Annotated in this window: 9 protein-coding genes, 6 tRNA genes, 2 rRNA genes and 1 pseudogene (1 of these 18 cut by a window edge); 9 read left to right on the forward strand and 9 right to left on the reverse strand. The window is 57.2% G+C overall.

The genetic code is table 11. The features are described 5' to 3' along the window. The 3 genes from CK911_RS19275 to CK911_RS19285 form a co-directional block, all read left to right on the forward strand. Positions 1–1,722 (forward strand): 23S ribosomal RNA (locus CK911_RS19275); it begins 1,168 nt to the left of the window's first position. Between the two features lie 125 nt (positions 1,723–1,847). Next, positions 1,848–1,962, forward strand: a 5S ribosomal RNA gene (gene rrf, locus CK911_RS19280). 98 nt (positions 1,963–2,060) lie between these two features. After that, a tRNA-Asp gene (locus tag CK911_RS19285) sits at positions 2,061–2,137 on the forward strand. A gap of 974 nt (positions 2,138–3,111) precedes the next feature. On the opposite strand, the gene CK911_RS19290 is transcribed toward CK911_RS19285, so the two are convergent. After that, positions 3,112–3,199, reverse strand: a tRNA-Ser gene (locus CK911_RS19290). Positions 3,200–3,396: 197 nt separating this feature from the next. On the opposite strand from CK911_RS19290, the gene CK911_RS19295 reads away from it, so the two are divergent. Both CK911_RS19295 and CK911_RS19300 read left to right on the forward strand, forming a co-directional pair. Then, positions 3,397–4,146: a DsbA family protein gene (locus tag CK911_RS19295; protein WP_098971988.1), complete on the forward strand. Its 750-nt coding sequence runs from the start codon at positions 3,397–3,399 to the stop codon at positions 4,144–4,146. 298 nt (positions 4,147–4,444) lie between these two features. After that, a complete protein-coding gene (locus CK911_RS19300; protein ID WP_098971990.1) occupies positions 4,445–5,347 on the forward strand; it encodes a sulfite exporter TauE/SafE family protein in 903 nt (300 codons plus the stop codon). Here the strand turns inward: CK911_RS19300 and CK911_RS19305 are convergent. Together CK911_RS19305 and hemL are read right to left on the reverse strand one after the other, a co-directional pair. Further along, positions 5,262–6,077: a hypothetical protein gene (locus CK911_RS19305; protein ID WP_098971992.1), complete on the reverse strand. Its 816-nt coding sequence runs from the start codon at positions 6,075–6,077 to the stop codon at positions 5,262–5,264. The two genes, CK911_RS19300 and CK911_RS19305, sit on opposite strands and share 86 nt — an antisense overlap. Before the next feature lie 215 nt (positions 6,078–6,292). After that, the gene (hemL, locus tag CK911_RS19310; protein ID WP_098971994.1) at positions 6,293–7,579 is read right to left on the reverse strand and encodes a glutamate-1-semialdehyde 2,1-aminomutase; all 1,287 of its coding nucleotides are present in this window, start codon (positions 7,577–7,579) and stop codon (positions 6,293–6,295) included. 243 nt (positions 7,580–7,822) lie between these two features. Between hemL and clcA the strand changes: the two genes are divergently transcribed. The 3 genes from clcA to erpA all read left to right on the forward strand — a co-directional run bounded on the left by clcA (position 7,823) and on the right by erpA (position 10,436). Next, a complete protein-coding gene (gene clcA, locus CK911_RS19315; RefSeq protein ID WP_098971996.1) occupies positions 7,823–9,211 on the forward strand; it encodes a H(+)/Cl(-) exchange transporter ClcA in 1,389 nt (462 codons plus the stop codon). Between the two features lie 91 nt (positions 9,212–9,302). Further along, positions 9,303–9,998, forward strand: a complete 696-nt coding sequence (locus tag CK911_RS19320) for a DUF6776 family protein (protein WP_098971999.1) — start codon at positions 9,303–9,305, stop codon at positions 9,996–9,998. Positions 9,999–10,085: 87 nt separating this feature from the next. Next, complete coding sequence (gene erpA, locus CK911_RS19325) at positions 10,086–10,436, forward strand: iron-sulfur cluster insertion protein ErpA (RefSeq protein WP_042020983.1); 351 nt, start codon at positions 10,086–10,088, stop codon at positions 10,434–10,436. Positions 10,437–10,574: 138 nt separating this feature from the next. Here the strand turns inward: erpA and nhaC are convergent, their stop codons facing one another. Then, positions 10,575–11,984 (reverse strand): Na+/H+ antiporter NhaC, encoded by a 1,410-nt coding sequence (gene nhaC, locus CK911_RS19330; RefSeq protein ID WP_098972001.1) that lies wholly within the window; start codon positions 11,982–11,984, stop codon positions 10,575–10,577. A gap of 295 nt (positions 11,985–12,279) precedes the next feature. Here nhaC and CK911_RS21565 point away from each other — a divergent pair. Continuing rightward, positions 12,280–12,485, forward strand: a pseudogene (locus tag CK911_RS21565) (hypothetical protein). Here CK911_RS21565 and CK911_RS19340 read toward each other — a convergent pair. The 5 genes from CK911_RS19340 to CK911_RS19360 form a co-directional block, all read right to left on the reverse strand. Continuing rightward, on the reverse strand, positions 12,480–12,752 hold the full coding sequence (locus tag CK911_RS19340) for a late competence development ComFB family protein (RefSeq protein WP_068977297.1): 273 nt from the start codon (positions 12,750–12,752) through the stop codon (positions 12,480–12,482). The pseudogene CK911_RS21565 and the gene CK911_RS19340 overlap by 6 nt on opposite strands. 109 nt (positions 12,753–12,861) lie before the next feature. Then, positions 12,862–12,947: transfer RNA gene (locus CK911_RS19345), tRNA-Leu, on the reverse strand. Between the two features lie 71 nt (positions 12,948–13,018). Continuing rightward, positions 13,019–13,104: transfer RNA gene (locus tag CK911_RS19350), tRNA-Leu, on the reverse strand. A gap of 44 nt (positions 13,105–13,148) precedes the next feature. After that, a tRNA-Leu gene (locus CK911_RS19355) sits at positions 13,149–13,234 on the reverse strand. A gap of 44 nt (positions 13,235–13,278) precedes the next feature. Beyond that, positions 13,279–13,364 (reverse strand) — tRNA-Leu (locus tag CK911_RS19360). Positions 13,365–13,371 lie beyond the last annotated feature (7 nt).

A 13,371-nucleotide genomic window follows, 5' to 3' on the forward strand; every position in this document is an offset into this window, starting at 1 on the left:
GAGTGGTAGGGGAGCGTTCTGTAAGTCTGCGAAGGTGTATCGAGAGGTATGCTGGAGATATCAGAAGTGCGAATGCTGACGTAAGTAACGATAAAGGGGGTGAAAAACCTCCTCGCCGGAAGACCAAGGGTTCCTGTCCAACGTTAATCGGGGCAGGGTGAGTCGACCCCTAAGGTGAGGCCGAAAGGCGTAATCGATGGGAAGCAGGTTAATATTCCTGCACGACTTGTAATTGCGATGGGGGGACGGAGAAGGCTAGGTGGGCCAGGCGACGGTTGTCCTGGTGAAAGTGCGTAGGCGGTATTTCTAGGCAAATCCGGAGATACAACGCTGAGACACGAGACGAACGCACTACGGTGCGGAAGCCATTGATGCCATGCTTCCAGGAAAAGCCTCTAAGCTTCAGATTACAAGTCATCGTACCCCAAACCGACACAGGTGGTCGGGTAGAGAATACCAAGGCGCTTGAGAGAACTCGGGTGAAGGAACTAGGCAAAATAGAACCGTAACTTCGGGAGAAGGTTCGCTCTTGACAGTGAAGTCCCTTGCGGATGGAGCAGTTGGGAGTCGCAGTGACCAGATGGCTGGGACTGTTTATCAAAAACACAGCACTCTGCAAACACGAAAGTGGACGTATAGGGTGTGACACCTGCCCGGTGCCGGAAGGTTAATTGATGGGGTTAGCGCAAGCGAAGCTCTTGATCGAAGCCCCGGTAAACGGCGGCCGTAACTATAACGGTCCTAAGGTAGCGAAATTCCTTGTCGGGTAAGTTCCGACCTGCACGAATGGTGTAACCATGGCCATGCTGTCTCCACCCGAGACTCAGTGAAATCGAATTCGCCGTGAAGATGCGGTGTACCCGCGGCTAGACGGAAAGACCCCGTGAACCTTTACTACAGCTTGGCACTGAACATTGAACCTACATGTGTAGGATAGGTGGGAGGCTTTGAAGCGATAACGCTAGTTGTCGTGGAGCCGTCCTTGAAATACCACCCTTGTATGTTTGATGTTCTAACGCAGGGCCCTGAATCGGGCTCGCGGACAGTGCCTGGTGGGTAGTTTGACTGGGGCGGTCTCCTCCCAAAGAGTAACGGAGGAGCACGAAGGTTGGCTAATCCTGGTCGGACATCAGGAGGTTAGTGCAATGGCATAAGCCAGCTTAACTGCGAGACGGACAGGTCGAGCAGGTACGAAAGTAGGTCATAGTGATCCGGTGGTTCTGAATGGAAGGGCCATCGCTCAACGGATAAAAGGTACTCCGGGGATAACAGGCTGATACCGCCCAAGAGTTCATATCGACGGCGGTGTTTGGCACCTCGATGTCGGCTCATCACATCCTGGGGCTGAAGTCGGTCCCAAGGGTATGGCTGTTCGCCATTTAAAGTGGTACGCGAGCTGGGTTCAGAACGTCGTGAGACAGTTCGGTCCCTATCTGCCGTGGGCGTTGGATGATTGAAGGGAGTTGCTCCTAGTACGAGAGGACCGGAGTGAACGAACCTCTGGTGTTCGGGTTGTCACGCCAGTGGCACTGCCCGGTAGCTAAGTTCGGAATCGATAACCGCTGAAAGCATCTAAGCGGGAAGCGAGCCCTGAGATGAGTCATCCCTGACCCCTTGAGGGTCCTAAAGGGCCGTTGGAGACCACAACGTTGATAGGTGGGGTGTGTAAGCGCGGCGACGTGTTGAGCTAACCCATACTAATTACCCGTGAGGCTTAACCATACAACACCCAAGAAGTGTTTCTGGCCTTGTAGCAAGTGCATGAACTACTTAAAAATTCAGTGATAGTGATGAAGCCACGAGCGACATCATTACTCACGTCAGCTTTCTCAGATTGAATTAATTTGCCTGGCGGCCATAGCGCCGTGGAACCACCTGATCCCATGCCGAACTCAGAAGTGAAACGCGGTAGCGCCGATGGTAGTGTGGCATTCGCCATGCGAGAGTAGGACACTGCCAGGCACCCAATTAAACAGTGATGTGAAGAATCACATCATTGGCCGAGAGGATGACACCTCTGATAAGCGGCAAAAGATTTAGCGAAAAGCTAACCAAATAGCGGAGCGGTAGTTCAGTTGGTTAGAATACCGGCCTGTCACGCCGGGGGTCGCGGGTTCGAGTCCCGTCCGCTCCGCCACTAATTTTAAAGGCCTTCCCGAATGGGAAGGCCTTTTTGCTATGGGCAGATTTTGCCCATAGAACCCCTTGTTTGCACACCAGCGCGAACACCAAAGCCCGGTCTCTCGACCGGGCTTTGTCATTTTTAGTGTGTTAAATAGTCAATACTTGGCGTTTACCTGCCGGAAGAGTGCCCAACAGCCTGCAATCCCCTCCTTTTTGTATCTATACCGCGACCTTATCTGCTCGATTCACAACCATTTGAACGGGGCTTGGGTCGGCTGCACAAACCAAGAGACCTTCCCGTTGGGAAGACCTCAGGCTGATGACACCCCTCCCGGCGCCGATCCCGGGGTTTGATCTAATTACTGCATGGTCAACCAATGGACTGCACCATGCTCAGAGAACCCGTATCCCATCTTGGATATTTGTCCTTTACCGCCACGTCGGCGTGCCTAGCTGGATAATCCATGTAGCTCCTTGAGCGATTCGATAAGGGGGAGGGTTCCAGCCACCTCAATGATGCCTTTTGTCCATGTGGCTTGATGTGCTTCAATCTCGCTCAGAAAGTGGCGATATCAGTGGAAGGTCGTGTTTTTGCTGACCCCGTAATGGTTAGAGCCTGGCTGAGGTGCGCACCTTCAATGAGGGCTTCCCAGCATTGTGTCTTAGGCCGTCAGGTTATAAGAGTGGTGCTGGTGAGCTGACACTCTTTGCAGCTGTTGCGATCCAGCCTCAAGGGGCTAGCAGCATCAGCCCGACAATGGGGATTACCACAAGATACATGCTCAGGGAGGTCATTAAATAAGAAATGGGGGGGGCAGCCCAAGACACAGCTTCGGATCACTACTGAATTCAGATAAGTGATGGGTACGATCGAATTCAGTGGCGCACCTTGCCTGGCGCTGACCAATGAGGTGGAGGATGAGTGATTCAGCCAAAAATAGCAGATACAAAAAAGCCCAACCGAATTAATCAGTTGGGCTATATAGATGGCGGAGGAGGTGGGATTTGAACCCACGGATGGTCACCCATCGCCGGTTTTCAAGACCGGTGCATTCAGCCGCTCTGCCACCCCTCCGCAGCAGTGCGGCGAATATTACCATGCTGATCCGGCTTGTAAATCCCCACTTGGTTTGATTGCTGGTAAATTGCGCGAAATGACATAAAAAAGTGGCAAAGCGGGTACCGCCAGCGCTTTTTAGGCCAGATAACTTGACTTGAAAACAGACTCAACCACTATAGTGGCCTCTATCATATCCTCTGCAAGATAACGTTATGACTATTAAAAATGCCCTGTTTTGCGCGCTGGCAGGTGTGACCCTGCTGGCTGCGCCGGTACATGCAAGCGAGCTGACCAAAAGCGATGTCGAGCAAATCGTGCGTAACTATCTGGTCAAGAATCCTGAGATCCTGGTCGAGATGTCCAATGCCCTGCGTGCCAAGCAGGAGAGCCAGCAGGCCGAAAGCGATAAGGCGCTGCTCAAGGCTCACTCCAAGCAGCTTTATGCCAACAGTGATCCCGAGATGGGGAATCCGAAGGCGTCGCTTACGGTGGTGGAGTTTTTTGATTACAACTGCGGTTACTGCAAGCGAGCTCATCCGCTGGTCAAGCAGCTGATGGCGGAAGATAAAGACATCCGTTACATCTACAAGCAGTTCCCCATTCTGAGCGAGTCCTCCTACTTCGCCGCCCGCGCTGCGCTGGCAGTTCAGCTGGGTCAGCCTGACAAGTACCAGGCGTTCCACGAAAAGCTCTATACCCATCAGGGCCCGCTCTCTGATGAAGCGCAGGTCAAGCAGCTGGCGCTGGCGGCCGGTGTTGACTGGAGCAAGGTGGAAGCCAAGATCAAGGATGGCAGCATTGACCAGAACCTTGGCACCAACCGTGCGTTGGCTGAAGCGCTCGGTATTTCCGGTACCCCGGCCTTCATCATCGGGGATCAGATCCTGCGCGGTGCGCCCCGTGATCTGGCCAGCCTGAAGGGGTTTATCAAGGACGTGCGTGCTGGCAAGAGCATTCAATAAGCGCTTGCCATGGCAAGGGGTCTACGCGCCCCAAACCAGATACAGAAAGAGGGTCGGTATCGCTACCGGCCCTCTTTTTTATTATGTCCTTTGGCACAGGTGGTCGTCGCGAAAAGACCATAACAACGTGCTCAGGACTCGGCCTGTTGGCCTCAGTAACAAGTATTAGCAGAGTCGTTCGACTTCTATCTGGAAAGATTTCAACACCTTCTGACGGGTCGTGAAGCCTGCTTAATTACAGCCAAGACTTTTTCTGTGCCCTGCCTTAGAATCGCCGCCCGGTGCAGGAGAAACCCATATGTTAGTTGATATTTTGCGGATTATTTTTATAGCCGGCGGCCTGGCATTTGTCTTTATGCTGGTGCAGGCCTGCTGGCAGAAGAAGTGTAACGGCACGCTCGAGGCCACGCCTTTCTGGCCGGTGGCGTTGATCGGCGGGGTTGCCAACTTCCTCGATACCCTGGGGGTGGGCAGCTTTGCGGTAAAGACCGCCTGCTACAAGCAGTTCAAGCTGATCGATGATCGGGTGCTGCCGGGTACCCTCAATGGCCAGTGTGTGTTGCCGACCGTGACTCAGTCGCTGATCTTCGTCGGCGCAGTGGCGGTGGATCCGCTGACGCTGATCAGCATGATGATAGCCGCCGCAGCGGGCGCTGCCTGGGGCGCTCGTCATGTGGCCTCGTTTGATCGGCAAACCATCCGGCTGGTGATGGCAATCTCCTTGCTGGTCGTCGCAGGGCTTATCTTTGCCGGTCTGCTGGGGCTTTTCCCTGTAGGCGGGGATGCGATGGGGCTCAGCGGTTACAAGTTGGCGATCGCCCTGCTCGGCAATTTCATCTTCGGGGTGCTGATGAATGTCGGTATCGGCCTGTTTGCCCCTTGCATGACACTGGTCTATCTGCTGGGGATGAATCCGCTGGCGGCGTTTCCCATCATGATGGGCTCCACCGCCGTGCTCAGCGTCTTCTCCGCAGGCACTTTTATCCGCAAAGGGGCGTTCGATGCCAAGGCCGTGCTGGCGGTAGCCATCTTCGGTCCCATCGGTGTGGTGCTGGCCGCCATGCTGGTCAAATCCATGGATATGGAGATGCTGAAGTGGCTGGTTGCCTTTATCGTCATCTATACCTCCTGGACCATGTACGCTTCCTGGCGGGCAGCGCGTCGCTCCCCTGTGCAACTGGCGGTGGAGAGCGCAGGCTAGCCTGTACCAGTGCCGCCTCGGCCTTGGCCCCCAGAAAGACATAGAGGCCAAGCGCCAGCAGCAAACCCACCGCACACCCCATCACCCCGACCGCAGGCCAGAGCAGCTCGCTCTGGCCGAGCGAGCCTTTGAACAGCAGCAACAGCCCCTCGATGGAGACCGCGATCAGAATGGCGGCGATAAAGCGGGTGATGGTGCGGCGAATGGCGCTGTGGCGGAAGATATCCTTATGCAGCAGTACCTCCTCTTCCAGAATGGTCTTGCCCAGATCGAACACCGCCAGTGCCAGCGTCAGGAAGATAATGGCGCTAAAGGCGCCGAGCTGGTTCTGCTGCTCACCGCACAACAACTGATAGAGCTGCTCCAGCCCGTGCCAGATCAGGGTGGCGACGATGAGAAACAGTGCCATGCTGAGCACCACATAGACCGCCTTGAACCAGGGCATGGCGCGGCGGCGCTCCCTGTCCCCCATCAACCAGCCAATCAGCTGATTCAGACAGACGGTGATCTCACGCCCTTGCCCCTGCACGATAAGGTGCAGCCGGTTATGGGCCGCCGGTACCGCAGGCTGGATACACAGCGGCCCCTGATAGCGGTCAATGCTGACAACAAAGGGATACCTCTTGAGCGAGGCTAGGGGAGCGCTGAGCAGCCCCTGTAGTAGCGGGGTCAGCTCCTCCTGATACTCCTGATAGCGCCGCAGCACATCGATGGGGCTCATCTCTGCCATATGGACCTCGGTGACGTGGGCTCCTGTAGCGGATGTGCAAATAGTGGGCCTGCTTTATGACAGGGATGGCGGGGCAAGTTGCACCAGAGGATGACAAAACGACGGATGACGAGGGGGAAATGCACCAGAAATGGGCGTGATGCCCTGTGTGGTGATGGATGCACTGCAATAGAAAAGGGCCCGTGACGGGCCCTTTTGCGACAACCGGCGGCGATTTAGCCAGCCAGCTTGGAGAAGCTGCGCTCGGCGGCGGCCAGAGTGTGCTCAATCTCTTTATCGCCGTGAGCCAGTGACAGGAAGCCCGCCTCGTAGGCGCTTGGCGCCAGATAGACGCCCTCTTCCAGCATGAGATGGTAGAAGCGCTTGAAGCGTTCCATATCGCAGCGAGTGACCTGCTCGTAGCGGGTGATTTCGGGCTCGTCAGTGAAGAAGAAGCCGAACATGCCACCCACATAGTTGATGGCGAGCGGGATGCCGTGTTTGGCTGCGGCCGCTTTCAGCCCCTCGGCGACACGAGCGGTCTTGGCGCTCAGCTGCTCATAGAGGCCCGGCTCCAGTAGCAGATCCAGCATGGTCAAACCGGCTGCCATGGCCACCGGGTTGCCGGAGAGGGTGCCTGCCTGATAGACCGGGCCGGTCGGGGCAATGTATTGCATCACCTTCTTCTTGCCGCCGAAGGCGCCCACCGGCATGCCGGCACCGATGATCTTGCCAAGGGTGGTGAGATCCGGGTCGATGTTGTAGTGGCCCTGAGCGCCGCGCAGGGAGACGCGGAAACCGGTCATCACCTCGTCCAGGATCAGCAGAGCGCCGAACTCGTCACAGATGGCGCGCAGACCTTCCAGGAAGCCGGGCACCGGCGGGATGCAGTTCATGTTGCCAGCGACTGGCTCGACGATGATACAGGCGATCTCGTTGCCGTACTGGGTGAAGGCTTCGCGTACCGACTCCAGATCGTTGAACACGCAGGTCAGGGTGTGTTTGGCGAAATCGGCCGGTACGCCCGGGCTGTTGGGTTGGCCCAGGGTCAGGGCGCCGGAACCTGCTTTGACCAGCAGGGAGTCGGCGTGGCCGTGGTAGCAGCCCTCGAATTTGACGATCTTGTCGCGACCGGTATAGCCGCGGGCCAGACGGATGGCGCTCATGGTCGCTTCGGTGCCGGAGTTGACCATCCGCACCTGCTCCATGGAGGGGACGATCTGGCGGACTTTCTCGGCCATCAGCACTTCGATCTCGGTCGGCGCACCGTAGCTCAGCCCCTTCTCAACGGCCTTGATGACGGCGGCCTTGATGGCCGGGTGGTTGTGACCCAGCAGCATGGGGCCCCAGGAGCCGATGTAATCCACGTAGGCCTGACCATCCACATCATAGAGATAGGCGCCATCGGCGTGATCGATGAAGCGGGGCGTGCCGCCGACTCCATTGAAGGCGCGGACCGGTGAGTTGACGCCACCCGGAATGGTCTGGCGGGCCTGTTCAAACAGCTGATCTGATTTTGACATGGATCATCCTTAATGGGATTTTGGGCGTCACACAAGGGATTGCAGCCGATTGAGACTCGGCAGGCCGGGGCATCAGGAGTATGCTTTGCGCTCTCGCCACCCGGACTCTCGGTCTGCTCCCGTGACAAAAATTTAACGGGCCGACTATAGCAGAAAGCCCCAGCCCTGGGCAGCCGAGCACGCGCCGGGTGATCCTGATCTCAGCTAGCTGACGATGTGGTTTTTCCAAGTTGGTGTAACAAGATGGCGCAACAAGCTCTCTCCTCTGAACCCGATAGCTCTTCGCGGGGGCCACTTTCCCGCATTATCCGGCAAGACAAGATGCCCTTGCTGGTTCTACTGCTGGCGGCGCTGGTCGGCACCCTGGCCGGACTGGTGTGCGGTCTGTTCGAATCTGGTGTCCACTGGCTGGCAGAACAACGTATCGCCTTGCTGGCCGACCGTCCCTGGTGGCAGCTCGGTCTGCTTGGCTTTGGCTTCAGCGCCTTGCTGGGATTTGTCGGTTACTTCCTCACTCATACCTTTGCCCCGGAAGCGGGGGGCTCTGGCATTCCCGAGATCGAGGGTGCGATGGACGATCTGCGCCCGGTACGGTGGTGGCGAGTGTTGCCGGTCAAGTTCTTCGGCGGCATCTGCACCCTGAGTTCCGGTATGGTGCTGGGGCGGGAGGGGCCTTCGGTACAGATCGGCGGCAACCTAGGCAAGATGGTGGCGGATATCTTCCGGCTGCCCAAGGAGCATGGCCACGCCCTGCTGGCCGCCGGTGCGGCGGGCGGTCTGGCGGCAGCCTTCAATGCGCCGCTGGCGGGCATTCTGTTTGTGATGGAGGAGATGCGGCCGCAGTTTCGCTACTCCTTCCTGGCTATCAAGGCGGTGGGGATCTCCGCCATCATGGCGACCTTGATGTTGCAGAACATGAAAGGGCAGGGGGCGGTGATCACTCTGCCGCACTACGATGCGCCAGCCCTCAAGGCGCTCTGGCTGTTCCTCTTTATGGGGGCCACCTTCGGCGTATTGGGCTTTGTCTTCAACAAGCTGGTGCTGGCCTGTCAGGATGGCTATCTGGCGCTGCACCAGAACAAGCGCCACCGTTTCGTCGCCATCGGTATGCTGGTTGCCGGTACTTTCGGCGTGCTGTCGCTGTTTGCCCCCTCGGTGACGGGCGGCGGCACCGAGCTGATCCCTCATCTGATGGGGGATGAGTATGCGATGGCAACCCTGTTCCTCATCTTCTCGGTGCGGCTGGTCGCAACCCTCATCTGCTTCTGCTCCGGCGCCCCGGGCGGGGTGTTTGCTCCGACCCTGGCGCTGGGCACCCTGTTTGGCGTGGTGTTCGGCCATCTGTTTCATGCGGCGTTTCCCGAGCTGGGCATCGAGCCCGGCGCCTTTGCCATCGCAGGGATGGGGGCGCTGTTTGCTGCCACTGTGCGTGCCCCCATCACCGGTATCGTGCTGGTCACCGAGATGACCGACAACTATCAGCTGATCCTGCCGATGATGATCACCACGGTCGGGGCGACCCTGGTTGCCCAGTGGCTGGGTGGCCGACCCATCTATTCCCAGATCCTGGAGCGAACTTTACGGCTTGCCGCGCGTCAAAAGCGGGGTGATGGCAGCGCCACGGCCAGTTAATTTTTCCCTTTATCGCGTTTGACCCCGGTCCGGGCGGTATAGTGAAGGGAGAGGCGCTGCCGTAAATGGCGTGATAACGGGATGAGGGGCTATGTCCAATCTATTGAAGTTATTGGTCGTGTTAGCCGTTGGCGGGCTCATCGGTTACTTTGCCGGTAACCGGCAGGAGCTGGCCCAGAGCAGTCTGTTGGTGGTGCAGCAGGAGACGCTGGATCGTCAGGGCAAGGCCATCGGCCAGCTCAAGACCGAGCTGGGGGTGAAGGATACCCGGCTGGCGACCCAGAAAGCGGCTTTCGAGCAGTTGCAGACCACCTTGAAGAGTCAGGAGGCGCAGGTACAGGAGCTCAAGCGCCAGCTGGCCTTTTTCGAGCGGATCATGCGCCCCACCGGTGAACAGGTGGGGGTGGTGATCGACAACCTGACTCTGCAGGAGACCAGCATTCCCGGGCGTTACCACTACCGTCTCGCCCTGACCCAGCCCGCCAAGAAGCGGGAGCTGTTTCGTGGTCAGGTGCAGATCCGGGTCGAGGGGAGTCTGGCCGATAAGCCGAAGACGCTGACGGGACGGGATCTCGGGATGAAAGTGAGCGAGTGGCGCTATGCCCTGCGTTATTTCCAGCTGCTGGAAGGGAATTGGCAGTTGCCGGAAGGCTTTGTGCCGGATCGGATCCGTGTCACCATCAACAAGGACGGCAGGCAACCAGCACAAGAGCTGCTGGTTGAGTGGGGGGAGGTGATCAAGCCGCTGGTCGCCGCACCGCCTGCTCCGGTTCCCGCTGCCGGTTAAACGTGGTGAATACTTGAACTGAATGGTCGGGTATTAGATAATTTCGCGGTTTCCATGTTTGTGGATCTAATGGTTGTGAGGTCAGTAATGAGTGCAGTAGCAGAAGCCCCGTTGCCCATCCAGATGACGGATGCGGCGGCCAACAAGGTGAAGACCCTGGTCACCGAAGAAGAGAATCCCGAGCTGAAGCTGCGGGTGTACATCACGGGTGGGGGCTGCTCCGGTTTCCAGTATGGCTTTACCTTTGATGAGAAGATCAACGACGGGGATACCGTGGTCGAGAAGAACGGCGTCACCATGGTGATCGATCCCATGAGCCTGCAATATCTGGTAGGCGGTAGTGTGGATTACATCGAGGGTCTGGAAGGTTCACGCTTCACCGTGACCAACCCCAACGCCACCACGACCTGTGGCTGTGGCTCCAGCTTCTCCATCTGATCGGCGTTATCAGTCTGATGAAACGGCTCTCGGCGACGAGGGCTGTTTTTGTTTGTGGGCTCGGCGATGACGGTCAAACAGCATACCCCTGAAACAACAAAGGCGCCTTGATGGCGCCTTTGTTGTTTGCAGGATGACTTAGCGGGAGCTTGCGGCCGCGACCAGCGGGATCCGGTTTACCCCTTTGCCCATATAGGCGAGGGACACGGTCACTATGATGCAGGTGAAGCTGAGCCACATGTAGGGCAGGTAGTCGAGGGTCGCCACCCCCAGCACCCCGGCCATGAAGATGCCGTTGTCGCTCCAGGGCACCATGCCACAGGTGAGGGTGCCACCGAACTCGGCGTTGCGAGAGAGGTTCTTGCGCGCCAGTCCCAGTCGATCGTAGTTCTTGGCCATGATCTTGGGGGTCAGGATCAGCGACACATACATGGCCGAGCCAAACACGTTGGCCAGAAACGCGGTGCCTATGGTGTGGCTGGTCAGGCTGCCAACGCTGTTGATGCGCTTCTCGAAGGCACTGGCGATCACTTCCAGAATACCGACCTTCTCCAGCAGGCCGCCGAAACCCAGCCCGAAGATGATGACCGCGACCGAGCCCAGCATGGACTCCATGCCGCCGCGACCGAGAATGTTGTCGATAAAGTCGATGCCGGAGGTGATGGCAAACGGGCTATAAGCCGAGTGCATTGCCTTGACCGGATCCATGCCCTGGAAGGCGATGGCCCAGATCAGGCCCAGCAGGGCGCCGAAGCTGATCACCGGGAAGGCGGGTTTGCGATTGGCCAACAGGCCCAGTACCAGTACCACCGGCACTATGGCCAGCGGGGTGATGTTGAACTGGTTGTCGAGGGCCTCCATCACCAGATTGACCTGCTCCAGGCTGACATTGCCCGAATACTGCATGCCCACCACGGTGAACAGCACGGCGGTGATGATATAGGAGAGCAGGCTGATGGGCAGCATCCCCTTGATGTGCTCCACCACGTCGACGTTGGACATGGTCGAGGCCAGCACCACGGAGTCGGAGAGCGGAGAGAGCTTGTCACCGAAGTAGACGCCGGAGAGCACGGCACCTGCTACCAGCGGCGCAGGCACGCCGAGGCTGTGGCCGATCCCCATCATGGCGATACCGGCGGTGGCGGCAGAGCCCCAGGAGGTGCCGGTGGCCAGCGAGGTCAGGGAGCAGATGATCAGGGTCGCCAGCAGGAAGATGGACGGGTGGATCACCTTGAGGCCGAAGTAGATGATGCTGGGCACGATGCCGCCAGCAATCCAGGTGCCGACCAGGGCACCGACAGAGACCAGGATCAGGATGGCCCCCATCCCCTTGGCGACGCCGTCAACGGCAGCCTGCTCCAGGGATTTGTAATCGTGGCCGAGTTTGATGCCGAGCCCCATGATGACAAACCAGGCGATGAACAGCGCCAGCTGGATCGGCAGATCGAGCACGCTGGTGAATGAGAATGCCAGGGCCAGGAAAATGGCCAGACAGGCAGACACCTGTGCCATGCCCGGTAGTCGGATGTGGTTTTGTTGGTTTTGCATAGATACTTCCTAAACTCTTGCTCGCCAAGGTCGGTCCCTCTCGTCCTGTGGATACATGTATCCCGAGGGGCCAACCCAAAAAGAGGCCGCAATCTACCACAAACCTGGTGGGTTAAAGCCCCATCAAATTGGTAAAAATACACATTTGATTGAAAAAATCACAAATTAGTTGATCTCATAACCCGTTTTTGAGCGCCCTGTTGACAGGGGTGGCCACATACGACACTGGCTTACCACGCGACTTGGGTCCCGAATAGATGATGATTTTTATCAATGGTTGGTGGGGGAGAAAACAATGCGCTGGCTATTGCGGGGGATGATGTTGCTGGTGGGGCGTACTTGCATGGGGTCAGGATAAAGAGCTCGACTCCTGGAGTGCCGCTTGTCTGCTGGCGGCATGGGTGATGCTGGAGCCGCGGATTGCAGCCTGCCTTGATCTTGCTGCCAGTGGCCGGGTTGACCGGTATCGTCACTCTGCTCTGGCAGCAGCCCAGGTTATGAGGTCTTGACGGGAGCCTGCATGATTTTCTGCAGTGCCAGCGTGAGTGCGTCGAGAACCAGTCTCTCCATTTCGGTGCGTTTGGCATCGGTCAGGAAGTAGATCATGTCGACATTGTGGCGAATATAGTGGGAGGGGAGTTGATTGAGGGTCAGGCAGCAGAGGTCGGCCATCTGATCGCTGGTGAGGGTCTGTTGCAGGTTTTGTTTTTCAATTTCCTTGAGTACCAGATGTTCGTAAAAGTTGTGAATATCGGTATCCAGTATCATATGCATTCCTTGGTATGACGATCGGTGGGAGTTGTCAAAAGCATAGTCATAACAAGGAGTAAAAACAAAAGGCCCGTCACTTTCGTGAAGGGCCTTTTGCAAAAATGAATGGTGCGAAGAGAGGGACTCGAACCCTCACATCCGTGGGACACTAACACCTGAAGCTAGCGCGTCTACCAATTCCGCCACCTTCGCACACTGATTTTCTCCATCTGATTTTTAAATGCGGTTGGAACGCATTGCTCTGTTTTTACATGTCAGAATCATGGTGCGAAGAGAGGGACTCGAACCCTCACACCCGGGGGGCACTAACACCTGAAGCTAGCGCGTCTACCAATTCCGCCACCTTCGCACATTGTGTTACCAGTTTAGATTTACATGCTGTCTGGAGAAGCATGGTGCGAAGAGAGGGACTCGAACCCTCACATCCGTGGGACACTAACACCTGAAGCTAGCGCGTCTACCAATTCCGCCACCTTCGCACATTGTGTTACCAGTTTAGATTTACATGCTATCTGGAGAAGCATGGTGCGAAGAGAGGGACTCGAACCCTCACACCCGGGGGGCACTAACACCTGAAGCTAGCGCGTCTACCAATTCCGCCACCTTCGCACATTCG

Origin of the sequence: Aeromonas sp. CU5, assembly GCF_002586745.1 — a bacterium.
Taxonomy (GTDB): domain Bacteria; phylum Pseudomonadota; class Gammaproteobacteria; order Enterobacterales; family Aeromonadaceae; genus Aeromonas; species Aeromonas sobria.